16 protein-coding genes and 1 pseudogene are annotated in these 24779 nt (G+C 71.1%); 6 read left to right on the plus strand and 11 right to left on the minus strand.

The genetic code is table 11. From position 1 onward, the window contains the following. From BLT82_RS37245 to BLT82_RS24475, 8 genes and pseudogenes are all read right to left on the minus strand, one after another. The coding region (locus tag BLT82_RS37245; protein WP_244292110.1) for a caspase family protein at positions 1-2675 on the minus strand (2675 nt) is incomplete at its 3' end. Further along, the gene (locus BLT82_RS24440; protein WP_093658671.1) at positions 2672-3535 is read right to left on the minus strand and encodes a hypothetical protein; all 864 of its coding nucleotides are present in this window, start codon (positions 3533-3535) and stop codon (positions 2672-2674) included. The genes BLT82_RS37245 and BLT82_RS24440, both read right to left, overlap by 4 nt. Before the next feature lie 451 nt (positions 3536-3986). After that, positions 3987-5375: a CoA transferase gene (locus tag BLT82_RS24445; RefSeq protein WP_093658433.1), complete on the minus strand. Its 1389-nt coding sequence runs from the start codon at positions 5373-5375 to the stop codon at positions 3987-3989. A 961-nt stretch (positions 5376-6336) separates the two neighbouring features. Beyond that, positions 6337-7219, minus strand: a pseudogene (locus tag BLT82_RS24455) (RNA polymerase sigma-70 factor). 104 nt (positions 7220-7323) lie between these two features. Next, complete coding sequence (locus tag BLT82_RS24460) at positions 7324-8535, minus strand: NAD(P)/FAD-dependent oxidoreductase (protein WP_093658437.1); 1212 nt, start codon at positions 8533-8535, stop codon at positions 7324-7326. A 472-nt stretch (positions 8536-9007) separates the two neighbouring features. Continuing rightward, on the minus strand, positions 9008-10897 hold the full coding sequence (locus tag BLT82_RS24465; RefSeq protein WP_093658439.1) for a hypothetical protein: 1890 nt from the start codon (positions 10895-10897) through the stop codon (positions 9008-9010). Between the two features lie 162 nt (positions 10898-11059). Next, positions 11060-11731: a response regulator gene (locus BLT82_RS24470; RefSeq protein ID WP_093658441.1), complete on the minus strand. Its 672-nt coding sequence runs from the start codon at positions 11729-11731 to the stop codon at positions 11060-11062. Further along, positions 11728-12855, minus strand: a complete 1128-nt coding sequence (locus tag BLT82_RS24475) for a sensor histidine kinase (protein ID WP_093658444.1) — start codon at positions 12853-12855, stop codon at positions 11728-11730. Before BLT82_RS24475 ends, BLT82_RS24470 begins: the two co-directional genes overlap by 4 nt. Positions 12856-13082: 227 nt before the next feature. Here BLT82_RS24475 and BLT82_RS24480 point away from each other — a divergent pair, with 227 nt between their 5' ends. Next, on the plus strand, positions 13083-13457 hold the full coding sequence (locus tag BLT82_RS24480) for a DUF6223 family protein (RefSeq protein WP_093658446.1): 375 nt from the start codon (positions 13083-13085) through the stop codon (positions 13455-13457). Positions 13458-14341: 884 nt separating this feature from the next. After that, complete coding sequence (locus tag BLT82_RS24490; protein WP_244292111.1) at positions 14342-16000, plus strand: DUF6895 family protein; 1659 nt, start codon at positions 14342-14344, stop codon at positions 15998-16000. 461 nt (positions 16001-16461) lie between these two features. On the opposite strand, the gene BLT82_RS24495 is transcribed toward BLT82_RS24490, so the two are convergent. Continuing rightward, positions 16462-17322 carry an NAD(P)-dependent alcohol dehydrogenase gene (locus tag BLT82_RS24495; RefSeq protein WP_208868021.1) on the minus strand — a complete coding sequence of 287 codons (861 nt, stop codon included), beginning with the start codon at positions 17320-17322 and terminating at the stop codon, positions 16462-16464. A 171-nt stretch (positions 17323-17493) separates the two neighbouring features. Here BLT82_RS24495 and BLT82_RS24500 point away from each other — a divergent pair, with 171 nt between their 5' ends. The 4 genes from BLT82_RS24500 to BLT82_RS24515 all read left to right on the plus strand — a co-directional run bounded on the left by BLT82_RS24500 (position 17494) and on the right by BLT82_RS24515 (position 21800). After that, entirely contained in the window at positions 17494-18144 is a 651-nt protein-coding gene (locus tag BLT82_RS24500; protein ID WP_093658452.1) for a TetR/AcrR family transcriptional regulator, read from the plus strand. Positions 18145-18534: 390 nt separating this feature from the next. Beyond that, on the plus strand, positions 18535-20415 hold the full coding sequence (locus BLT82_RS24505) for a histidine kinase (RefSeq protein ID WP_167746072.1): 1881 nt from the start codon (positions 18535-18537) through the stop codon (positions 20413-20415). Beyond that, positions 20406-21107, plus strand: coding sequence for a response regulator (locus BLT82_RS24510; RefSeq protein WP_093658456.1), 702 nt, complete (start codon positions 20406-20408; stop codon positions 21105-21107). The genes BLT82_RS24505 and BLT82_RS24510 overlap by 10 nt, the downstream gene beginning before the upstream one ends. Before the next feature lie 186 nt (positions 21108-21293). Next, complete coding sequence (locus tag BLT82_RS24515; protein ID WP_093658458.1) at positions 21294-21800, plus strand: hypothetical protein; 507 nt, start codon at positions 21294-21296, stop codon at positions 21798-21800. A 308-nt stretch (positions 21801-22108) separates the two neighbouring features. Here the strand turns inward: BLT82_RS24515 and BLT82_RS24520 are convergent, their stop codons facing one another. Next, the gene (locus tag BLT82_RS24520; protein WP_093658460.1) at positions 22109-23161 is read right to left on the minus strand and encodes an ABC transporter ATP-binding protein; all 1053 of its coding nucleotides are present in this window, start codon (positions 23159-23161) and stop codon (positions 22109-22111) included. Beyond that, complete coding sequence (locus tag BLT82_RS24525) at positions 23158-24777, minus strand: ABC transporter permease (RefSeq protein WP_244292112.1); 1620 nt, start codon at positions 24775-24777, stop codon at positions 23158-23160. Before BLT82_RS24525 ends, BLT82_RS24520 begins: the two co-directional genes overlap by 4 nt. Positions 24778-24779: the final 2 nt, after the last annotated feature.

Here is a 24779-nt window from a genome sequence, read left to right on the forward strand (position 1 = left end):
GAACCCGTCGACAGGTCCCACAACCGCACCGATTGGTCGGTACTGCCGCTCACGGCGACGGGTGTGCCGTCCAGAACCGTGCACGCCACCGCGTTCACCGCGTGAGTGTGCCCAACGAGGGGCCCGCCGACCGACGCGCCTGATGTCAGGTCCCAGACGCGGAGCGTTTCATCGGTGCTGGCGGAGACGGCGATCGGATTGCCGTCCAGGACGGTGCATCCCGTCGCCGTCACCCAACCGGTGTGCCCAATGGTGAATGTATCCCGCAGTGCCGGGGAGAACCCGCTCCCCGTAGCCCATCGGGGTGCCCAGGTGTGCCCCGGCATGTAGCTGGTCAGGCGCCTGTGCAAGGGGCCGGCGCCGGCACGGGCAGCGTCGAGGGCGAGAGACTGCCGCCGAACGGCGGCAGCGGCGGTGGCATGAAGACCGAGGGAAGCGCGATAGACGGCTGCGGTCAGGCGCGCGGATTCGCCCCGGGCGTGGTGCAACTGAGGTGTCAGGCTCCGTGGAACGGCGTGTACGAGATATTCGGTGTCGGTGAGGATGTCGTCGAGGCGCCCGGCGGCAGCGGCGTGGAAAGCGAGGTAGTTGAGGGTGTAGGGATGGGCACGGGACCAGTCACGCACGGCATCGCCGCGATAGGGGACGCGTTCGGTCACCACGTCCGTGATCGCCGCATGGACGGTGCGGGGATCGGATTCTTCGCGCAGGTACTCGGCGAGGGCCTGGTGGTAGAGGCGGTAGGCCGAGCGGCCGGATTCGGTGGCTTCCACCACATAGGAGCCGGCCGTGCGGCGCAGCCACAGGAGGTCGTCGTCCGTGTAGGTACGGCCGGAGACCGCTGAGGCGAGGGGCGCCCAGATGTCCTCCCAGGGCAGGCCCTGGCCGACGGCGAAGGCCAGCGGGCGCAGGAGGTCCACAGCTCGCCGGGCATCAGGTCCGAGGCGGCGGCCGAGGTCATCGCGCATGGCCTGCCCGGCGTGGCGCGGCAGGCTGTTGCGCCACGCCCGGTCCATGGGGTTGGTGATGACGTCGTCCGCCGCGGCCAGTGTGCCCGCGGTGATGCGGGCGACGAGGAACGAGGTGCCAGCCGCCTCGGCGACCGCTTCGGCGACCGGCCGCAGGGCTGCGGGGCGGCGCCGATAGGGAGAGGTGCGGCGGGCTTCGATGAGGTTGCGGATGGTGTAGGCGCGCAGTGCTTCCGGGTCGGTGTAGCGCGGATCGTCGAGGTTGACGACCTGGGTGTGGTAGGCCGAGCTGTGCCGGATGATGCCGACGCGGTCCAGGAGGTAGGAGCGGGTACCCAGCAGTAGCCGGATGCGGCCACGGGAGTGCTCGATCAGTGGCCGCAGGACCCGCGAGCACAAGGTGTCGGGGCTGTCGGCCTCGTCCAAGGCGTCGATAAGCGCCGTGAACGGCCGCTGGCGCGCCTGCGTCTCCAAGCCGTGGAGGAGCTCGCCGACAGTACGGGCGTGTACGCCGGCGGCGGCGGCAAGCCCGTGCAGGACGTCGTCGTCGGTGAGGTTCTGGGCGTAGACGGCTACGTCCACGGCACCCTCACCCGGCACCAGGTCCGAATGGAGACCGAGGGCTTCGACGGGTACGGTGCGGCGCCGTTCAGGATGGGACAGGACGGCAATCAGACCGAGGACGGCGGTCTTGCCCGATCCGGGCCCTGCGGTGACCACGCGACACGCCGACGCGCCTTCGGCAGCGTTGCTGTTCAGCCACGTGGTCAGGTCGGCCAACGCGGCACGGCGGCCGCAGAACCACCACCCCTGCGCACCGTCGCCGTGGTAGCCCATGGCGCGCACCAGGAGACGACGCGTGAGTTCGGTATCGCGGCGCCTGGCCTGTTCGTCGAACTGCGCGGCTTGCTGGACGGCCAGGTCCACACCGGTCAGGCGGGTGCTGTGACGGGGATTGGCCAGGAATGCGGGCGGTTCTCCAGTCAGCCCGACCAGCGTCAGGCCGGTGCGCTGGTAGCCCGGACGGTCGGGGTGGTCGTTCATCTGCTGCACAACCGTGGACACCGACAAGGCTTCGGGCCCGTGTCCTGCCGTGGCCGGGCTCCCCACCGCCTGTGCGAACAGGTGGGGGAACAGCCCGGCCCTCGCCTGCTGGTGAGGCTGCGCGGAGGAGATGATCACAAGACCCGAGCCCGTCGCCTGCCCCCACTGGGCGCTGATGCGATTCAACGCGGCCGCGGCCAGCTCGTTCCCTCCCTGCCCGGAGTAGCAGGTGTCCAGGATCAGGAGCAGACGTCGCACGAGGGTGTGCCGCAACATCGTCCGGGCCAGTTCCACCGTGGGAAGTGCGGTGTAGGCGATGTCGTCGGGGTCGGTGTCGGTGGTGAACAGTACGTGGTCACCGCCGTCGTCGAGGACTTCGCCGTGGCCGGACACGTACACGGCCAGCAGGTCGTCCTCGCGCCGGTCACCGGATTTGCAGAACGCACGTAGCTGGTCGGTCAGTTGGACACGGGTCGGATCCAGCCCGAGCGCGGTCTGATGCCGGTAGCCGAGCTCGCGGGTGAACAGTTCGATGATGTGCTCGCGGGCCTGGACCAGCCCGGGCCGGTCCCACTCCGGACATTTGGGGTATCGCGAGACAGCGGTCGCAATCAGGAAGCGGCGCGGGGCGTCGCCTTCCGCACCGCCCCCTCGAACGCTCACGCGAGCCCCGCCGCGATCGCCTGCCCACACAGCTTGTCGGTCAAGTACGCGGTCGCATCGTGCGCATGGGAGCCGTTGTGCACCCGTGCAGACACCACCGACTCACCGAAGGCGGGGCGCAGATCTTTGACCAGCGCCACGACGTCGCCCTCATCGGCAATGTTGGTCCAGGCGAGGCCCTTCCCACCCGGCCAGACTCCGCGTGCCGTGCGGCCGAGTCCCAGAGGTACAGGCTCCAGCCGGTGGAAGACCAAGTGCGGGATCCCCAAAGGCGACCCGATGGTGACCAGTGCTCGCACGCCGTGCCCGGGCCGGGCGCACAGCGCCTCATAGGCCACCACCGAACCCAGGGAATGGGCCACCACAACCCGGGTATCCTGGCCGATCATCTCCACTACCCGGCCACGGACCTCGTCCCGCACATCAGCATCAAGGAGGTAACGACTCACCTGCTTCAGGTCGTGAACCATCGACCGAAGTGCGACACCGGCGAAGAACCGGGAACCCGACAGGGCCCGAAGCGCAGCTTGCACCGACCGCGGCGTCGCCACCAGCGTGTCAGCCGACGGAGGCACCACACCTGGATCATGCTCCGCGGCCGCCCGCCACCATGCCAGCAGCAATTCCTGCTCGAGGCCCTCCTCGACGTCGGCAGCGGTGTAACGCCTCTCCCCTACAGCGAGTAAGTCTCCGTCCAACCGGAAGACATCCCCGTAGAACGCCATGGCCAGTTCAGGTTCGGGTTCCTGCGCCCCGGCGCGACGCAGCCCATCCGTCAGAGCGGGCCGCCACTGACCGGTGAGGGTGTCCTCGCCGAGCAGCTGCTTACCGATCCCGTGCACTCCCACTACCCGCGCCATGCAGCGCCCCCCGGACTCGCCCGCCTCTGTGAGAAGCACTGTAGAAGTCACCGCACGGCCAAGCGGGGCGAACAGGCAATCTGCTCGGGACGGACGAGAGGAGGACGAAGGCGGCGAACAGTGCCAAGGGACCCCTCCGGTAGCGGCGCAGCAAGTCCTGCCGGCCCGGATGCGCCTGTCAGCCGGGCAAGTTCGCTGTCGGAGCACCCGGTGGTCGGCCGCTCCGACAGCGACAGGAGGGGAGAGCATTGCGTTTCATAGATGGTCACCTACGAGAATGTGCTGGTTCGCTCCGGGACAGAGCCAGGAGTCGCGCCGATGCGGCTTACCGGGTCCCGCCGGGCCTGCGTGCAACGCCACATGTGGCGTACTCGGTGACATGGTCGTCCCGCATCCCGCGGCCGCGACACGACTTCATCGGCGTGACGGGTGCACCGACCCGATGTATGCGTCAGGCGCCGCCCCAGACCGGTGCGTCCGTCCCCCACCGGCCCGGCGGACGTGCCCAGTCCACCGGGCCCCCCTCGTACGACACCGGTGGCAGCGCGTGCCGGAGTCGGCCCATGGGGCTGTCGGTCTCGGTCAGCCAGTGCTCGGCGTTGAATCCCTCGTCCTCGCCCGGAGCGGGTGCCAGGTCGTGGATCAACCAGTGCGCGGTCTGCGCCAGGGCCAGGCGGACCAGCCGCGTGCCACCGGTGCGGTGCTGCTCGGTGAGCGCGCGCAGCACCCCGGCCGCGAGCAGATAGCCGGTGCCGTGGTCGAGCGCCTGGGCGGGCAGCACCCCGGGCGAGTCCGGCGAGCCCTCCAACTCCGCTATGCCGGTGGCCACCTGGACCAGGCTGTCGAAGCCGCGCCGCTCGTGCCATGGCCCGTAACGGCCCCACGCGGAGAGCTGGGCGATCACGAGACCCGGACGGCGCTCGGCGAGCGCCTCGGGAGTCAGCCCGAACCGTTCCAGCGCGCCCGGTCGATAACCGGTGACCACCACGTCTGCCTCGCCGAGCAGTTCCTCGAAGAGCCTACGGTCGGTGGTCTGTCCCAGGTCCAGGGTGGTCGAGCGTTTCCCCATCCCGGTGTCGTTGTGGGCCTCCTGACTTTCCGGCAGCTGTGGGGCGTCGATCCGCAGCACGTCAGCGCCCTGCAACGCCAGCGTCCGGGTGGCGACCGGTCCGGCCAGCACTCGGGTCAGATCCAGGACGCGCAGACCCGCGCACGGTAGTGGGGCACCGTCGGGCATCCGGTCCGGGGCGTCATCGATGCGCGCCGTCGTGAGCAGCGGCTGCGCCGCCGCCGTGATCCCCTGCTCGCTCTTGTCCCAGTCCTCGGGGCCGCGTGCCGCGATGGCCAAACCGCCGACCGCGTACACGGTCTCCTCCACCTCGAGCGCGGTAAGCCCCGCGATCGCCCGGGCCACCGCGTCCACCGCCTTCTCGCCGGCGTCCCTCTGAACCCCGAGAGCGGCGAGCAAACGGGCCCGATGGTGGGGATAGTTGGCGTGCGTACGAACCCATCCATCGGCCGCTCGCCAGAACCGCGACAACGGCGAGAACGTCGACCACCCTCGACCGTCGACCCGCACCAACCGGTCGCTGAGGAACGCCGTCGCGACTGCCTCGTCATCGACCCGCACGCGCATCACGGGGCGTCCCGTGCGTAGGGAATTGAGCTCGGCAGCCGCGAGCGAGCACACCGCGACGGTGGCGCGCGCCAGCTCCATGACGGGCAGCCGCGCCGGCAGGCCTCCGGACGGGCCGCCGTAGGACACCCGGTCGAGCAGCGAAGAATCGGCGCCCAGTGCCGCCCAAGCCTGTGAGGTCCCGGAACTGATGGGAGAATTCATAACTGCCACCATCGCATCGGGTGCCGCTACGGCTGCTCAGCCTCGACCGTCCGCGCCGACTGTTTTCGGACAACCCGAAGACCGGGGTGGGATCAAGGCCCTGGGGAACACGGGCTGCTGAACCTCCTGCACACGTACACCAACCGGTCCCGGACGCCGACGCAGCCACATCTTCCCGCGCCGGCTCGGCCGGGATGATCCCCACCAAGCCCGACGACCTCAATGCCGAACAGCACGGCCTACTGGCAAGAGCTCCCCGCCGCCCGACCTGCGACGACCCAACTGACGGCTCACAGCGCGGACTTCGTCCACTCCTGACACCTCGCGAGGGAAATACCGAGGGCTCTCGCGCTGGATCGTCCAGGCCCGCGCGACCGCTCTGCCCAAAGCCGCTCGCCCTGACCCGGCCGATGCGTCTCTCGCACTCATCGTGGGCGACGTGGAGGGCGGACAGCGCATCGCCGGGCGTCGGCGCACCAACGAGGATCCCGAAACTCCCCGCAGGACACGTCCACCCCAGCCGTCTCCATGCCGAAGGAACGTAGCCAGGCGTGCAGTTGGCGGTACCCGGTGGCGATGGTGGGAACTCGCGGTCGGCGAGGTGACGGCCGATCCGGTCGATCACCGCCGCACGGTAAGGGTCTCGCCGTGGGTGCCGACGCCGCCTGTGACTTCCGGGGCCCGGTCCGTCCTGCTGTTCACTGCCGCTTTCTCGTTGATCCCGGTGGAGTGGCACGCACCGGCCGGGCGGGCGGACAAGACAGTGATGGAGCTTCTGGACCAAGCTCCTGACTTGTTGGATCGTCACGGGCCCGCAGTGCTCCTTTGGTCACGGACGCCCGTCCGGTCGCGTGCGTCGGCCTCCCCCGAGCTGGACGACGAATCCCCTTGGGACAGCCAGTCGGCGTCGGTGAGTTCGTGAGTCGGACCCACTCGGAGAAGCCACCGCACATCCTCACAGTCAGTGAAGGGTGAGCGGAGTCGCGGATGCGACGCGGGACAGTTTTTCGGGGTTGCGGACGTAGTACAGGCCGGTGATGTGGGCGTCCTCGACGCTGATCGCCATGACGCCGTCGACCTCGCCGTCCAGGCGGACGAGGAGTGCCGGGTTGCCGTTGACAAGGGTCGGTTCGGTGGTGATCGTGCCTTCGAGCTTGCCCAGGCCGCCGGCGAACATACGGGCCACCCGCTCGGCGCCGGTGACCGGCCGCAGCGCCGCGTGCTTGATGCCGCCGCCGTCGCTGATCAGGACGACCTGGGGGGCGAGGACATCGAGGAGGACCTGCGGATCCCCGGTCTCGACGGCGCGCCGGAACGACTCCAGGACCGCCCGGCCCTCGGCCGACGAGACCGACCGGCGGGGGCGGCGGGCGTCGACGTGCCGGCGGGCGCGGTGGGCGATCTGGCGGACGGCCGCGGGGCTCTTGTCGACGGCGGCCGCGATCTCCTCGTAGCCGATGCAGCACGAAGACGGCCCGCTCGGTCGGGGACAGCGTCTCCAGGACGAGCATGAGCGCCATCGACACGCTCTCGGCGAGCTCGACGTCCTCGGCCACGTCCGGCGCGGTGAGCAACGGCTCCGGCAACCAGGGGCCGACGTACGCCTCCCGGTGGCGCTTGATGGTACGCAGCCGGTTGAGCGCCTGCCGGGTGGTGATCCGGACAAGGAAGGCACGCTGGTCGCGGACCTGCCCCTGGTCGGCCTTGACCCATTGCAGCCAGGTCTCCTGCAGGACGTCTTCGGCGTCGGCCGCCGACCCGAGTACCTCGTAGGCGACGGTGAAGAGCAGGTTGCGATGGGCGAGGAACGCCTCGGTCGTCGGGTCGGTGGCGGCCCCGCTCATCTCTCGTCCCGTCCCTCGTCCTTGGCGATCAGCCCCGCGGCCGACCGCCGTTGCGTGCGTCCACAGCACGATCTTCCCAGCACGCACCGGTCAGCACGCACCGGTCAGGACGCCCGGTCGGCGGGGACCGGTGTCCCGGCGCGGTGGGCGCGCAGCAACTGCCGGCGCTTCGCAACACCTCCCCGTACACGGTGCAGGCGGAACGAACCGGGCTTGCGCGCCTCACCGGCCAGGTGCCCGGGGATGCGCTTGCAGACCATCTCCTTGATCCTTGCGCCCAGCCCGTCGTCGATGTGCAGCCACACCGCGACGTCAGACCGGTTGGCGAACTGGTAGATCCCCGCGCTCCGGCCCAGGCTGATGCACTGGGCGTGGAAGCCCTGATGGAGGGGCTCCGGCCGCTCACCGGCGAGCCGGCTGAGTACCGTGTCGGCGGCCCGCGCGCCCAGTGGTGTCGCGTTGAGGCAGCTCATCCGCAGCGGCAGACCGGACGGCGCCGCGGAGTCCCCGGCCGCGAGGACGCGCTCGTCGTCCACGCTCGTCAGCGTCTCGTCCGTGAGCAGACGCCCCGCGGCGTCGGTGCCCAGCCCGCTGCGTGCGGCAAGGTCCGGAACGCCGAAGCCGACGGTCCAGACGGTGACCTCGCTCGGCAGCTCACGGCCGTCGGCGAGCCGCACGGCGCCGCGGGTCACCGCCGTCACCTTCGCGCCCGAACCGTCGATGACCGTCACACCGAGCCTGGCCAGCCGCTTCGAGACAGACCGCCGGCCCCGCGTGTGCAGGTACGGGCCGAGAACGCCGCCGCAGACCAGGGTGACCCGGCGGCCCTGCTCCGCGAGCTCGGCGGTGGTCTCGATGCCGGTGGGACCGGCGCCGACCACCGTCACCGGGGCCGTCGGGGGCGTGGCGTCAAGGACCGCACGCAGCCGCTGTGCCTCCTCCAGGATGGCGAGCGGGTAGGCGAACTCAGCCGCTCCGGGCACGCTCGCTTCGGCGCTGCCGCTGCCCACCGCGTAGATCAGGTAGTCGTAGTCGAGCGTGCCCCGGGCGGCTGCGAGCGTCACGCTGCGCTCGGCCGCGTCGATGCGGGTCACAGTGTCGACCACGAGCCGCACGCGCTCGGCCAGGACATCCCGGTAGGCGATGACCCCGTCGTCGGATCCGCCCACCAACTGGTGCAGGCGGACCCGGTGGACCAGGTCCGGGCGCGGGTTGATCAGCGTCACCGTCACGTCGTCGCGCCGCGTCAGCCGGTTCGCGGCCATCACGCCCGCGTATCCGCCACCGATCACGACCACATGCGTCTGCTCAGTCATGGTGCCTCCTCCGGTCCACGTGTTCGGCCTTAAGTCACCGCGACATCGGCCGCCGTGACAGCACGTGAGCCAGATCACACCACTCGGGCTCGGCGGGACGGGGACCACCTTGGTTCACCAGGTGGGACAGGCCGCGAGTCTCGAGGGGCAGCATGTGGCCGCAGTGAATGCCGGATATGCTGCGCCGCCGCCTCCACCATGATCAGGTGGAGCCGACTGACCTGCCGGTGCCTCGAGGGCTCCGGCAGATCACGCGTTCGGCCTTGCTCGGTTCCCAGCCCAGCCTCGTCGCGCCGGTCACGAGCCAGGGCAGACGTCCGGGCCCAGGGGCAGTGCACAACACCGGGAATGGTCCGTCAGGAGGGCACACCGCGACGTGCACTCCGTCAGGAGGATTCACCCGACTGGGCCGTGGACGGGTAGACCCCTGTGACTCCGGTGTCCAGCGTGCGCTTCTTCTGCCCTTCGCTGATCACGAGGCTGAACGCGCCTTTGGCGGTGACGCGTTCGATCCGTTGCCCGTCGGCGGCAGCGAGGGCCGGGCGGGCTCCTTCGCTGACTGCTTCCAGGTGTTGGCGCCGGGTGCGAGGGTGTAGTGGAAGGGTGCACGGCCGAGGTCGGCGGCGCACGATGCGGCGTCGGCCCCCTTCTCGGCTCGGTAGACCACGTGAGCCGTGCCGTCGGGGTCGAACCACGTCTCGTGGACCCGGTAGCCCACGCCGGGGCCTTTCAGCGGAACGGAGGTGCCGGAGGCGATGTCGAGGCCGGCCATCGGGTAGGCCCCTCCACCGCAGGAGTCGTACGGCGGCTGTCCAGTCGGCGGGTCGAAGACCGCCCTGCTGCCGTCCGGACTGACGGCCCAGAGACCGTTCGCGTAACCGAGCGTGGGCAAGCCCCTGACCTGCCGCGCCTTGGTGGGTGAGCCGAGCGTGGTCAGGATGGATCGCTGGCCGGTCTCCCCCACGCGCGAGACCGCGTAGGTGTGCAGCCCTGAATCGCTCCAGGTGTTGAGGAGTCTGGTGTTCGGCGGTCCGTCGTGCGCCGGACCGGCTGGGATCTCGGACAGGTCGTGGTCCTTCGCCGCACCGCCGTCGGCGGGGTGGCTGCGGATGTCGTTCCCCCCGGAGACGAGTTCACCGTCCACGAAGGCGATCGTGCACGCGAAACACGTCCAGGAGTGCTCCTTCCCGGACCTCAGATCGCGCAGCTTGACCGTTGTGTCGTCCGCGAGGCCGTCCCCGGAATCGGCGGTGTTCGTCTCCGTCCACGCCACGCGGGTGGCGTCCTGCGACCAGAAGACCCGGCCCGGGCTCGTCCGGTTCCCCGTGGTCGCCAGCACCTGGGGGCGGCCATTCGGCTTGCCGAGGACCTTGACCTGCGTCCTCGTGGTCCAGGCCAGCGGACGAAACTCGACGGCCGGCGCCGGGGAACCAGTGAGCTCAGCGCACCGGCGGCGGGCGGCGCCGTCCTCGGTACTGGTCGTGGTGGCGCAGACGTGGCGGTCCCTGTCGGCGGTGAGCGTGCAGGAGTCGGCCTGCGGGCCCTCGTCGCAACCCCAGTACACAAGGCTGACGCCCTCGGGAAGGGGCTGGGCCGGGTCCACGGAGACCGGGCCGGACTCACCCTTCTTGGATTTCACGACCCTCGTGCAGTCCGTGGCACCGCCCCCCACCGAGCAGGCGCCTTCGGGGTCGCCAGGCATGGTCGCCTCGATGACGCTGGTTGCCACGGTGACCCGGACCGGCACGGTGTCCGCTCCGGCCTGCTGGCTGAGCACGACTCCCCCCGCCGTCACCGTCGCCGCGAGCCCGCCGCCCACGACCACCTTGGCCGTCATGCCCATACCCGTCTTGGCGGCGACACCGGCCTTGGTCGAGGCGGCCACCGACCCGGGGTCGACGGGCAGGGCGGACGCGAGTTTGTGTCCTGCGTCGCCCAAGCCCGGGTCACCCAGAGTGCCCTGGTCACCCGCCGCCGGACCTTCGCCGCCGGAACCGTCGAGGCTCGCCGCGTCCTGCTGCGCGCCGTCGTCACGGGGCACCGATGAGTCCGCGCCGGCGGCCGGGTCCCCGCCGCACGACCGCGCGGCGTCCTCGGCGGCCGCCGCATGGCCCTCGTCGCCGAGTTCCCGCCAGTATGCCCCCGCCGCGGCGAAGGCCACCGCCGCGAGGACGCGCTTGCCCGAGACCAGTCTGCGGACACCGTCCTCCCGGCGGAGGCCGCCAGCCTGGCCCGTGCGGCCTCGCCGGCGCTGGCCTGTTCCCTGCGCACGGGTGCCTGGGGGCAGGACCTCGACCACTACCACCCCAAAGACGTCGACGCGGTCGGCCTCCCTCTCGGCCGCGACCAGACGCGCATCCACACCTGCCCGACCGACCCTGCCCCACCCACACCGCCTCACTTTCCCGCAGGTCCTCCAGGAGCCGTGTGGCCGAGCCGGGAAGAAGGTCTCGCCGAAAACGGGAAGGCTTTGCCGGGACTGCCCGCGAGGTCCTGGCGGCGGGCACCGCAGCGCCCCGGCCCGTCAACGGCGTACGGAGTTGCGCGGGGTTACCAGACCGGATTCGTAAGCGAGGACCACGAGCTGGGCGCGGTCACGGGCGTGGAGCTTGGCCATGGCCCGGTTGACATGGGTCTTGGCGGTGAACGGGCTGATGACGAGGCGATCGGCGATCTCGTCGTTGGACAGGCCCTGTGCGGCCAGGGCGACCGCCTCGCGTTCGCGGCCGGTCAGCCCCTCCAGCCCGCTGCCGACACGGGTCGGGGGAGGCTGGGTGACGTACCGGTCGATGAGCTTTCGGGTGATCGCGGGCGCGAGCAGGGCGTCGCCGCGGGCGGCCACGCGTACGGCGTGCAGGAGGTCTTCCGGCACGATGTCCTTGACGAGGAAGCCGGCGGCGCCGGCGCGCAGCGCGTCGAAGACGTGCTCGTCCACGCCGTAGTTGGTCAGCATGACGACGTGCACACAGGCCAGGGCCGGGTCCGCGGCGATGCGCCGGGTCGCTTCGATGCCGTCCATGACGGGCATCTGGATGTCGATGAGCGCGACGTCCGGCAGATGCTCCCTGACGAGGGCGCAACCCTCTCGGCCGTCGGCGGCCTCGGCCACCACCTCGATGTCGTCTTCAAGGTCGAGCAGCGCGCGGAAGCCGCTTCGGATGAGCGGCTGGTCGTCGACCAGCAGGACACGGATCACGGCGCTCCGTTCATGGGGAGTTCGGCCTGGACGGTGAAGCCGCCTGCGCGGCGCGGTTCGGTGCGCAGCCGGCCGCCCAGAGCCGCGACACGTTCGTGCATGCCGCGCAGCCCGAGGCCGGGAGTCAGCGCGGGATGCGAGGTGGCCTTTCCGTCGTCGTCGACGCGGATGGCGAGGGCGTCCGACCGACATTCGATGAGTACCGAGACAGTGCTCGCGGCGGCGTGCCGGGCGACGTTGGTGAGCGACTCCTGAACGATCCGGTAAGCGGTACGGCCCACTCCCGCCGGCACGTCCTGCGGACGTCCTTCGATCGTCAGCGTCGTCTCCAGCCCCGTCGTTCGGAACCGTTTCACCAGGTTCGGGATGTGGTCGAGTCCGTGCGGCGGGGTGGTGTCGTCGTCGCGCAGCGCCTCCAGGGTCGAGCGCAGCTCCCGGCTCGCCTCCCGGCCCGCCTCCCGGATCGCCAGCAGGGCCTCCGGCACCTGCTCGCCCCGCCGCCGGGCCACGTGGACCGCGACCTCTGATTGCACCTTGACGACCGAGATCTGGTGGGTGAGCGCATCGTGCAGTTCCCGCGCGATGCGCAGCCGCTCCTCGTCAGCCCGGCGTCGCGCGGTCTCCTCGCGGGTGCGCTCGGCTTCGTCCGCCCGGCGTTCGGCCTGCCGCACCGCCTCCCCGGCGGCGAACGCGGCGATCAGCCAGGCGATCTCAAGCGTGCTCCGGGCGTGCGCCACGACCTCGCGCGCGGACCCGTCATGGAGGACCAGGGCGGTGAGGTGGAGTACGACCAGCAGGCCCAAGGACGCCGCCAGCGTGACGCCGCGGTACCCGGCGCGTACCGCGCCGAAGACCGCGACCAGGTACGAAACGGCGAGTACCTCGAACCCGGCCCCCAGGTGGCCCACTGCGCAGAGTCCGGCGACAGCCAGGACCACGAGCGGCGCCCGGCGTCGCGCGGCCAGCGCCAGCCCGCCGGTCACCAGCAAGGTGGCGCCGAGCAGTTCGCGGCCCCCGGCCGGGTGCGGCCCGGACAGCCCGGTGACCAGCAGCAGCGCTGCCACGCCCAAGGCGGTCGCCCAGTCGGTGACTGCGGCCGGGACAGCGAACCGTCCTTTGTCCATGGCCGCACCGTAGCCGGATCCGGTCGTGGTCGAGTCCGACCCTGGGACGAACGCCGGCTACTGCGTGCGCGGTACCAGCGCGCCGTCTGCCGCAGCCGGAGTATCCGGATCGCCCGGCGGTGGCAGCGGAAGGTGCCTGCATCTGCTGGACGACCCGCACGGGACCCGGCGCGCATGCTCGCAAGGCACACCGAACGTCGGAATCAACGGAGAAGGAGGGGATCGGCATGAGTGCTTCAGCAGCACTGATGGCGGCCGCCGAGGGCGGGATCATCGGCGACGGGCGGACCGGGGCCAACCTGGCTCTGGGGGTAGGGCTGCTCGGCCTGGCTGTCGGCGGGCTGGCCCTGGCCCGCGCGGGCCGCCGGATCGGCTCCCGCTACGCGCGCATCGGCGGGGTGTCGGCCATCGCGGTGGGGCTGGCCGGCACGATCCTCGCACTGCTGCACGTGGCAACCACCAGTGGCGGTCCCGGCACGGGCAACGGGCTCCTCGGCGCCGTCGTGGCCATCCCGCTGGGGCTCGGCGCCGTGTTCCTCGGCCGCCGGGCCCTGGCCCGTGGCCACCGCGCCGACCCGCCGGCAGATCGGATGTCCGTCTGACCGTCACGGCGTGCGTGCGGCCGGCGCGCGCCGGACCCCGTGGGCTTGCCACCGACGCCCGTCAGAAGACGGTCTTGCCGACCACGAACCCCCAGGCCCGCCAGGTAGCCCCATGAATACCCGGGGTACTCGCGGCCCTCCCACGGGCGCTCGATCGTCAGGTGAGTCAACATGGCTGCGGTCAGCGGGAGTTCGTCTTCGCGTACGAGCCAGACGGCCCGACGGGTTCCGCCGCGGGTCGGCCCCGTCCGATGCATGCGTGACAGCCCTGCCCTGGTTCGTCGTCGCCCTGCGGGCCGTGACCACCGGTTCGGGCCAGGTTCCGGCTTGATGCAGCGGTCCTCCGGAACGGGCTTGGGCGGTCGGCCGTCGGAAACTCGGGGCGTGGACCCGCTTCGGAAACCGCTTCACGCGGTCGCCACGGATTCCGTCCCATCAGCGCGAAGTGCAGGTGTTGCAGGCCGCGGCGAAAGCCGTTCGACCGCGAGTAAACGGCCCCACCAATGGGATCGATATGACTGTATGAGTTACCGCACGCATATTCCGCTGCCATGCTCAAGGAGCAGATAGTGGTTGGGCAATGCTCGCCCCTTTGAACAGGGAGGTGCGTCAATGTCCTGTCCGCCGTCTGTTGATGCGCGTAAAGCGCTGGACTTCCTCAGGACCAGTGGACTGGTCGATCTCAGCGTTCCGCTGGAGCGCGTGGTCGGCCAGGTCAGCCAACTGGACGACGTGGCCGGCTACGTCCTGGCCTGGGAACGCTACGTCCTCGTCGTCGCCAACGAGGTAGCCGCGGACGCCGCCACGCCGTCCGACAACTGAACCACGATCGCTGACTGAAGGTGACTGCCGGGAGGAACAAAGTGAGAACAGAGGAACCCGGCGTGCGGTCATCTCGATGGCGCGCGGTGGAGACCCAGGCGGTCGCCTGGCTCGCTGCGCGCCGGGACCTGCTGGACCCCCGCCATACGCACCCGGACCGTGTCCTTTTCACCCGTAAGGCGCTGATCGAGACTGCTTTTCTCGTGGGTTTGCGCGCCCGGCTCGATGACGCACCCCTGACGGGTGACTACGCGGCTCTTCTCGAACAGGTCGAAGAGGTCGCCCGACAGCCCTCATACCGGGAAATGATCCCCCGGGACGAGGCGGCCCTGCTGTTGTACGCCGGGACATACGCGGCCCTGCGGCTCTGCGGCCGCGAAGACCTGGAGTTCCGACGCCTCATCCAACAGGCCGTGGACGGCGGGTACGCAGCGGCGTTCGAGCGCATCCCGTACCGGCAACTGGACCTGCTCCACACACTTCACGTATGCGGCATCGCGCACGATCTGCCGACGATGGACGAGGTTCTGCCGTTCACGCTCCTCTGCCGCCGGCCGAACGTCCTCAAGCTGACCGATCGCGACGTCTACGCCATCACCCACACCATCTTCTACGTCACCGACTTCGGCAGGCGGGAACCCGTGTGGCCCGAGGGCTACGACCCCAGGGAAGGCGTCGAACTCGTCGAAGCGCTCCTCGTCCTGGCCGAAGGCCGCGCGAACGCCGACTTGACCGGCGAACTGCTCTGCTGCCTGTATTCCCTCGGCGTCACCGACGCCTGCACCGAAGACCGGGCCTGGGCCTATCTGGAATCAGTACAGGAGGACAGCGGACGGGTGAACGGTCCCGAGGGTGTCGTTCATCCCGGGATCGACAGCGGCGACGACCACTACCGACGCTGGGCAGAGGCGTACCACACCACCATCGTCGCTGCTCTGGCCGGCATGCTCGCACGAAGCACCCGCCGCCGGCCCGTCACGGCGCGCCGGAACCCGCCGGCCGCACTCCGCCTGGAGACGCCGCTGCGGAGCGCCGTGGTGTGGCTGTGTGAGGCGAGCCTGCCACAGGACCCCCGTACCGGGCTCGCCGGAGTCGCGGCCGCCGCCCTCGGAGCCGCCGCGATCGACGAACACGACCTCGTCCAGCCGGCGCTCCAGTACTACGCGGCACGCCTCGCCGACGCGGACCCCGCCTTCTGGCAGGAACAGGGCATGGAAGTGGTGGGAGAGTTCGCCCTGGCCCTCCGAGCGGCAGATGTCGCATGCCCCTCCCTGAACGGCTTCCTCAAGGCCGCAGCGGACGCGGTCGGTTCACTCACCACGATCCCGGTGGACATCGCCGACGGAGTGCACCGGCTGCACGCTCTCGGATTCGTCCCCGCGTCCACCGCCGCGGCCATCCCCCGGCAGAACGCACACCGGGAACCGCCTCACTACCCGCTGCACGCCGCACTCGCCCTGCGTGAAGCCCTCGAGAACTACCACCTCGGCCAACTCGCAGCCACCATCCGCACACTCGTCCACCAGGGGCACGGCCCGCACCGCATCACCCAGGACGCCATCGCCTTCCTCGTCGCCCAGCAGAACACAGACGGCGCCTTCGGCCACCCCGCAACCGACGAACCCACAGCACGGCGGAAGGCCCAGTACTCGTGGACCCGCAGCGCCGTAACCGCCCTCGCCACCGCCGTGGAGAGACGGGACGTCATCGCCACAGGCTGACACGCGGCTGCGTGCAGGACCCTACGGGCCCGCCCCTGAGGCGTCACAGATTTCTGCAGCGCTCGCCCACTGGCTGCAGGGCTGAACGTCCCTGGCGGGTCATTCCCTCCGCACCTCCACGCGAGGAACCGGCCCGCATCGCTGCCCGCAGTCTGCTCGGCGGCCAGGGTAACGCGTGGCTGGATCCCGTCGTCCTGAGCGTGCTGTGCGCGCGCCCAACGCCGGACATCGCCGAAGCGATGCAGCCGGCTCGCGCGGCCCGTGCATCACGTCCCCGCCCGGGTGCCGGAACGGGATGCGCGGACAGTCACAACGGTGGCGGGACTGTCCGCTGCTGTCAGCTCACCGAAGGTGGGGCCGATCAGTGAGTCACGCTGGACTGTGGCTCTCTGGCCCACCGGTTCGGAGAACGCGGAGGACGTTCCAGCCAGAGATAGCCGGACGACGCCGTGCCGCCGTGGCTACGGGCGCACGACGATGTTGCCGATCTTGCGGCCGCTGTCGACCCGGTGATGTGCTTCAGCGATGTCGCACAGGTCGTAGATCTGGTCGATCACGACGGTGATCTTGCCATCGGCAGCCAGTCGCAAGAGCAACTCGAAGTCCTCGACGCGTTCGGGTGCAGGGCCCGCGACGACGTTGCCACGGGCACGTACAGTGTCGCCCAGGCCCGCGACAGCCAGCAGCAGCACCCCTCGGGGACTCAGCAGGCGCCGGCCTGAGGCGATCGAGAGGTTGCCGACGACGTCCAGCACCACGTCGAACCGGTCGGCGATGCCGGCCAGGTCGTCCCGGGTGTAGTCGATGACCCGCGCTGCTCCCAGGTCGGCCACCAGACCCGTGTTCGCCGTGCTGGTCACGCCGGTGACGGTCGCGCCGAAGTACTTCGCCAACTGGACGGCGTTCGTGCCGATCGCGCCTGACGCACCGTTGATGCACACCGACATGCCGGGCCCCACCGACGCCCTGTCCCGCAGGAAGTACAACGCTGTCGAGCCTCCGAACAGCAATCCCGCGGCATCCTCGTGGCTCACCGCGGACGGCTTCCGCGCGAGCCTCCTCGCCGGCACCACGACGTACTCGGCATGTGCGCCGAGTCTCACCCCGGTCATGCCGCACACCTCGTCACCCGGCGCCATGTCCCGGACGCGCGCGCCAACGGCAAGGACCTCCCCGGAGAAGGAGCTGCCCAGGACCGTCCGCCGAGGACGGAGAACGCCGAACGCCAACCGTGCGAACAACCCGAAACCCGCCGGGAACCGGGCCCCGCGTATACGCGAGTCGGCCGAGGTAACCGCCACCGCCTTGACGCGCACCAGCACCTCGTCTCCACGTGGCGCGGGCCGTGGAACCTCGCCGATGCGTACGACGTCGGGCGCGCCGTACCGGTCGACGACTGCTGCCTTCATGCACCCCTCCTTACAAGTGTAAGTCTGCGCTTCACGGTAGCCTTACGGGCGTAAGTCAGCAAGCCTGATCAGAGAGGTTCCGTCATGCCCCGGCGTCCGGCGCTCAGTCACGACCGCATCATCGACGCCGCGGTGCAGGTCGCCGACCGCGGCGGCCTCGCCCAAGTGAGCATGCGCAACGTCGGCAAGGAACTCGGCGTCGAGGCGATGTCGCTCTACCATCACCTCGCCGGCAAGGACGCATTGCTGGACGCCCTGGCGAACTGGACCTTCACTCGGATCGAGCTGCCCGAACCCCGGCAACCGTGGCGGCGGGCGATGACCGACCGCGCGGCGTCGGCCCGGGCCACCCTGTCACAGCACCCATGGGCCCTCGGCCTCATCGAGTCGCGCCGCTCCCCAGGCCCGGCCCTGCTCCGACACCACGACACCGTGCTCGGCTGCCTGCGCCACAACGGCTTCCCGATGGCGCTGGCGTCGCACGCCTTCTCCGCGATCGACGCCTACGTCTACGGCTTCGTGCTGACCGAGCTCAACCTGCCCTTCGACACCGACGCCGGAGTCGAGGAATTCGTCGGCGAGATCCAGGACCGGCTCTCCCCCGACGCCTACCCGCACCTGGCCGAGCTGATCACCGAGCACGTCATGCACCGGGACTACTCGTACGCCGACGAGTTCGGCTACGGTCTCGACCTCATCCTCGACAGCCTCGAAGCACGCCTGGCAAACCGGTGAAGCGGCCTCCGACAGTGCAGGCAGGCTCGGACGAGCAACCATGGTTGGCGACGCGGCGGTTGGCGCGCGCGGTATGCGCCGGATGTGCCACAAAGAGCGAGCCGGCACTGCCCACCGACGCGGCGGGGGCCGTGATACGAGGGTGACGTCCGTTGCTCCGGCTCGAGGACCAACGTTCCGTCAACTCCCGGGTCTCCGGTCCCGAACAAGCCGTCGCCCACCAGGCCCGCCGGCAGCTAACGGCGGGGACCGTGAGACCAGTTGAGGTCGGAGGCCGTGGCCTCCCCCGTCGGCCGTGGCCGCTTCCCGGCCCGGGGAACGACCAAGAAGGCATACACTGTCCGGGCATTCATTGACATGTACAGACGCGGTGCCAGGGGGAGGCATGACGTGTCCGAGCCAGACCGGCGCTCCGGCGGCAGGCCGACGTCGGTGAAGATCCTGGAGTCAGGGTCCGACCTGAGGCGCCGGGGCGGTCCCGCCGAAGAACTTCCGACCGGTACGAGAGCCACCCGCAAGGCCCGGAAAGCACGGTCGTCGCCCCGCCTCCGACGCCGTACCGAGGCGGGAGCCTGCGCCCTCGCCGCGCTCACCTGGGCCGGTACGGCCGTCGCACTCTCCGGCCCGGTCCTGGAGCGCGGCTGGATCGGAACCGTGCTGCACGGATTCGGTGCGCTGGCGATCCTGTGCGGACTGGTCGTCTGGGTACGCTCCCCCACGCCCGGAACCGGTCGGCTGCTGATGATCTGCGGCGCCGCGTTCCACCTCGGGGACCTGCGGGCGAGCCACCACCTCGCGCTCTTCGCGACCGGCTACTGCCTCGCATACCTGTGGACGGCGGTACTGGGCCACCTCGTGCTGGCGTTGCCGGACGGGCGTCTGGTGGACCGCCCGTCAAGGATCCTCGCGGTGGCCGGCTACGTCGGCGCGGTGGGCACGCAGATCGGCCGGTACGTCGCGGAGTCGCCACGACCGCCCTGGTGGTGGGACATGACGCCCGGCCCCAACACCGCCTGGGCACAGGCCGGCAGCTGGGTCTACATCGGACTGACGGTGGCCGTACTGGCGGTGGTGGCCCGCCGGTGGGCCTCGTCGACCCGGCTGCGCCGTCGTCATGCCACGGCCATGTGGGTCGCCGCGGCGGTGGCCGGGGCCGGCGGTGCCGCTGCCGCGACTGCGGGCGCATTCGGCGCACCCGTCCGCGTCCGGGTGGCGATCCTGCTCGCCGCGCTGGCCGTCGATCTGATCGTCATCCCGCTGGTCGCGGTGGCCAGGCTGGTCCAGCTGGAGATCGCGCAGGGACGGGCCGCTCGTGCGGTGCTGCGGATCGAGCAAGGAAACCCGCACCTTCCGCCCCAGCGGCTCCAGCAGGTGCTCGCCGACGCCCTGGGCGACCCCACGCTCACCCTCGTCCACCCGTCCGGCCCCGCGGACGGCACGCAGCCGCGGCCGCAGCGTCCCCCGAGCGGCCGGGCCGTCACGGGGGTCCGCCGCCGGGGCGCGCTCATCGCCCTCGTCGAGCACGACGAGGCGCTGGCCGCGCAGCGCCCGCTGGCCGAGGCCGCGGTCGGAGTCGCCGGGCTGGCCATCGACAACGCCCGTCTGTACGCGGCTCAGCAGGCCCAGTTGGAGGAACTGCGGCGGTCGCGGGAACGGATCTCGACCGCCGCGTACGAGGAGCGTCACCGTATCCAGCGGGATCTCCACGACGGGGCGCAGCAGGAGCTCTACTCCGTGCTTCTGCTCCTCGACGTCGCCCGGCACGCATTGACCGGCACGCCGACGCCCGACCCGGCGGCAGCAGGGGCGACGGTCGAGCGGGCGCACCGACTGCTCGGCGAGGCGATCGCCGGATTACGGGACCTGACCGAGGGCATCTACCCGACCGACCTGGTCGCGCACGGGCTGGCGGCGGCCGTGGACCGACTGGCCGACAGCGCGCCGGTGCCGCTCCATACCGAGATCCCCCCGTGCCGGTGGCCCCGGCACATCGAACTGACCGCCTACTTCCTGATCGTCGAAGCGCTGACGAACGCGTACAAGCACGCCGACGCCCAGCGAATTGGGCTGACGGTCCGTCCGGTGGACGGCGGCGTGGGGATCGAGATCAGTGACGACGGACGAGGCGGGGCATCCGCGAGTCCGGGCTCGGGGCTCAGCGGATTGCACGACCGTCTCGCGGCCGTCGGAGGAACCATGACCGTCACCAGCCCGGCCGGGTGCGGCACCCGGCTGACCGCACTGCTTCCCGTGGAGGATCCATGCGCGTAGCCGTCGTCGAGGACCAGCCGCTCCTGCAGGACGTTCTCGCCGAAGGCCTGACCAGCCGCGGGCTCACCGTGGTCGGCCGGGCCCGGGACGCCACCGAGGCCCTGCTCTTCCTCGAGCGGACGGAACCCGAAGTGGTCCTGCTCGACATCCGCTTGCCCCCGGGCTACTCCGACGAGGGGCTGTGCCTCGCCGAGACCGTACGGGCCCGGTATCCGGCGGTCGGACTGCTCGTCCTCTCCTCGTACGCCGAACTCCACTTCGCCCAGCGGCTGCTCGGGATGCAGGAGGACGCCCGGGCGGTGGGGTACGTGCTCAAGGAGCGGGTCGGGGACCTCAACGAGCTCGTCGAGGCGATCCGGCGGGTTGCCGCCGGTGAAGTGGTGGTGGACCGTCATCTCATCAACCGGCTGATGTCCAGGCAGCGTACGAGCGACCCGTTGGAGCGGTTGAGCCCGCACGAGCGGCGGATCCTGGCCCTGGTCGCCGAGGGGCGCTCCAACCTGGGCATCGCCGAGCAGATGGGCTGCCGGGTGAGCACCGTCGAGAAGCATCTCTCGTCGATCACCGCGAAGCTGGATCTCGCCCCGATCGGCGAGGCGACGCGACGCGGGGTGAACGTCCGGGTACTCGCCACGCTCGCGTTCCTGCGAACCGTTGACAGCAGTGCCGCTGCCGCCGGTGGGCCGCGGTGACCGCGGGCCGCCCATGGTGCGGCGGCGCCTGCCACCCAGGTTTCCCCACCGTCGTGGTACGGGATCGCCTCCGCGACTCCCGTGGCTTTCCCGGTCGTTGCGCGTGCTCCGGGCGGCGATTCTCGTTGTGCGCCGCCGATGGTGCGCGGCGCGGTCCATCGCCATCGACCAGGAAGGCAAGCCATCGTGCGTGGCCGACCCGACATCTCCCTGAAACGACTCTCCGTACTCGCCACGGCGACCGTGCTCGCCGCGGTCGGCATGGGCGTCACCGCCGCACCGGCTAGTGCCGGGCCTATCGGGCCCTGCACCTCCCTGCGTTCGTTCAACCTGGAGTTCAGAACCGGCGGCGACGACCTGCGAGGCAACTCCGAGGTCATCGTGTGGCTCAGAACCACCAGCGGAACCATGGAGCTGCAGCACGTGTGGGGTCGGTTCGCCGACCACACGAGCACCTCGCGCCTGGTCACGTTCCAGAACCCCAACTGGGCGGTGAACTCCTGCACCATCACCGGGGTGTCGGTCCGGATGGCGTCGCACCCCGAGTGGCACGAGACCGCCGACAACTGGAACATGGACGGCTTCGCCCTCCAGGGCTACTCCTCGACCGGCACGTACGGGTACTCCCTGTCGCGCAACAGCGCCAACAAGCGGTTCACCGCCGGCTCCCCCTGGTGGCACGCGACCGAGTAGTGCGGCGGCAGGCCCCGGCCCGCACCCACCTGCCGGCCGACGGGCCGCGTCGCCGGCACAACGCGGCGGATTGACGGAAGACACAGAACGGGCGCCGGTCGGCCCACGGCCGCAGCAGTGCCGATACACGGCCGGCGTCCGCGCCAGGCAAGCCTGCGGCCACAGCCGTACGGCGGGCCGCACGGCTCGGCGGCGTGACCGCGGTGAACAGGGGGCGTGGCGGCGCAAGGCCGCCAGACGCGCACCGACAGCCGCGGCCACCGCTCCCGAGCCGCCGCCCGGCGACCGCAACGACGGCCTACCGGCCTTCAATGCCGCACGTGTGGTACGGGGTGCAGCGTGCCCTCCCCCGTCACCCGGACCCCGGTTCGTCCGCCGGGGCGCACGGGTGCCGGGCCCGGCACCCGGACGTCGACCGGCGCGTCCATGCCGTCGACGGCGACCGTGACCATGGCGTCGTGGCCGTAGAAGCGGACATCGGTGACCGTGCCACGGGCGTCCGCCGCGGCGTCGGTCAGCCTGAGCTGTTCGGGACGGAGGAGCACCAGGCCCTCGCGCAGTCCGCTCGGCGGGGCGGCGAGCGCGACGCGTCCCAGGGGTGTCGTCGCCTCGTCCTTTGCCGCGGTGCCGGAGACGATGACGGCGTCGCCGACGAAGGCGGCAACCCACGGGTCGGCGGGGCGGTGGTAGACGTCCTGGGGGGCGGCGCACTGAGCGACGCGGCCGTTCCGGACGACCGCGACCAGATCCGCCGTGGACAGGGCCTCCTGCTGGTCGTGGGTGACCAGGACGGCTGTGGCGCCGGTGGCCTGGAGGGCGGCGCGTACATCGGCCCGCACCCCCGCCCTCAGGGCGCTGTCCAAGGCGTTGAAAGGCTCGTCGAGGAGCACCAGTTGGGGTTCGGGGGCCAGGGCGCGCGCCAGGGCGACACGCTGTTGCTGGCCACCGGAGAGCTCGTGCGGCATACGGTTGCCGTAGCCGCTCAGCCCGACGAGGTCCAGCATCTCGTCGGCACGCCTGCGGCGCGCGGCGCGGTCGAGGCCGGTCAGGCCGAACGCGACGTTGCGTGCCACGCTGAGATGCGGGAACAGGGCACCTTCCTGGGGAACGATGCCGATTCGGCGGCGCTCGGGCGGCAGATGCACACCGGGGGCCGTCAGAGTTCGGCCACCGAGCGTGACGCTGCCCGCGTCGGCGCGCAGGAAGCCCGCCACGATACGCAGCAAGGTCGTCTTGCCGCACCCCGAGGGGCCGAGGACGGCGGCCAGGGAGCCGCCGGGGACGGTGAGGTGGAGTCCGTCGAGCACCGTGGTGCCAGCGCCGTACGCCTTGCGCACTGCCGTGATCTGAAGGTCGGTCATGTTCTGTGCCTTCCGAGCAGGTAGGACGGGACGGCGGCCAGAAGGATCAGCGCGGCGGCGTAGGGGGCCGCGGCGGCGAAGGATCCGGCGCCCGTCTCCGTCCAGAGACGGGTCGCCAGGGTGTCCATGCCGGTGGGGCGCAGCAGCAGGGTCGCGGGGAGTTCCTTCATGCAGACCACGAAGGTCAGGGCGGCCCCGGCGGCGATCCCGGGGGCGGCGAGCGGCACGGTCACCTCGCGCAGGGCCCCGAGCGGTGAGCGGCCCAGCGAACGGGCGACGTCCTCCAGCACGGGCGGGGCCTGGACGACGGCCGCCCGGGTGGCGGCCACCGCGACCGGCAGGAACAGCACGGCGTAGGCGCAGACCAGGAGCGGCAGTTCCTGGTAGAGCGGACGGGCGTAGCGGACCGCGAAGAACACCAGGGAGAGGGCGACGGTGATGCCGGGCAGTGCGTGCCCCGCGTATGCGGCCTGCTCCAGCAGATGCGCTGCCCGGCCCCGGTGGCGCGCGGCGATCACGCCGACCGGCAGGGCCAGCAGTGTCGTGAGCGCGGCGCCCGCGGCGGCGACCCCGAGGGTGGTGAGCGCGGTGTCGGTGAGCGTGGTGGGGTCCCAGGTCGCGGAGGAGCCCACGGCCAGCCAGTAGCCGAGCGTGCCGAGCGGGAAGGCGACGGCGACGGCGACGACCGTGCCGCACCAGGCCAGCGCGGGCAGGCGCAGCCGGCCGAGGACCGCGGGTGCCGCCGGACGTGCCGTGCCCCTGCCGGTCCGGGAGTGCCGGGCGCGGCCCCGGGTACGGGACTCCGCGGCCACCAGTGCCACGGTCATGATCACGAGGACGGCGCTGAGGGCGGCGGCGGGCGTGCGGTCGAAGCTCGCCCGGTACGACGTGTAGATCCCGCGCGTGAAGGTGTCGTACCGCATCAGCGACACGGCTCCGAAGTCGGACAGCACATACAGAGCCACCAGCAGTCCACCGCCGGCGGCGGCGGGGCGCAGCTGCGGAAGCGTCACCCGCAAGAAGGTGCGCAGCGGGCCGTGTCCGAGCGAGCGGGAGACCTCCTCCTGCGCGGGGTCGGTTCCGCGCAGCGCGGCGGAGACGGGCAGATAGACGTAAGGGAAGCTCACCAGGGTCAACGCCAGCGCCGCACCGGTGAATCCCGCGAGTCCGGGTGCCGCGGACAGCCAGGCGAAGGCCGCGACGTAACTCGGTACCGCAAGCGGCAGAGTCACCAGCACGGACCAGGCGCGGGCGCCGGGCAGCGCTGTTCTGACGGTCAGCCAGGCCAGGGACACGCCCAGCACCAGACAGGCGGGCACCACGGCGGCGGTGAGGGCCAGACTGCGGCCGAGCAGTGCGGCCGTACGCTCGTCGGCGACGATGTCCCAGGCATGGGCAGGGCCGCGCTCCAGGGCGCGTACGGCGAGATAAAGGAGCGGAAGCACCGCGAGCAGTGCGGCGGCGCAGGCGGGGACGAACAGGGCCGGGGAGGGGCGCGCGCCCGCGCTTCGCCGTCCACGCCGTCGCCCGGCGGGCGCCGGGGCGCCCGCCGGGTGGGCGGGACCGCGCGACGGTGCCGCGGAGTCCTGTGCGGCCGGGGTTTCCGGTGTGGGCACCG

Origin of the sequence: Streptomyces wuyuanensis, assembly GCF_900103455.1 — a bacterium.
Classification (GTDB): Bacteria; Actinomycetota; Actinomycetes; order Streptomycetales; family Streptomycetaceae; genus Streptomyces; species Streptomyces wuyuanensis.

Bases quoted from the DNA above. Each gene is read 5' to 3' on its own strand.
- BLT82_RS24480 (WP_093658446.1), top strand. From the start codon at position 13,083: ATGAGTGCTTCAGCAGCACTGATGGCGGCCGCCGAGGGCGGGATCATC.
- BLT82_RS24445 (WP_093658433.1), bottom strand. From the start codon at position 5,375: ATGAATTCTCCCATCAGTTCCGGGACCTCACAGGCTTGGGCGGCACTG.
- BLT82_RS24520 (WP_093658460.1), bottom strand. From the start codon at position 23,161: ATGACCGACCTTCAGATCACGGCAGTGCGCAAGGCGTACGGCGCTGGC.
- BLT82_RS24475 (WP_093658444.1), bottom strand. From the start codon at position 12,855: ATGGACAAAGGACGGTTCGCTGTCCCGGCCGCAGTCACCGACTGGGCG.
- BLT82_RS24440 (WP_093658671.1), bottom strand. From the start codon at position 3,535: ATGGCGCGGGTAGTGGGAGTGCACGGGATCGGTAAGCAGCTGCTCGGC.
- BLT82_RS24460 (WP_093658437.1), bottom strand. From the start codon at position 8,535: ATGACTGAGCAGACGCATGTGGTCGTGATCGGTGGCGGATACGCGGGC.
- BLT82_RS24510 (WP_093658456.1), top strand. From the start codon at position 20,406: ATGCGCGTAGCCGTCGTCGAGGACCAGCCGCTCCTGCAGGACGTTCTC.
- BLT82_RS24500 (WP_093658452.1), top strand. From the start codon at position 17,494: ATGCCCCGGCGTCCGGCGCTCAGTCACGACCGCATCATCGACGCCGCG.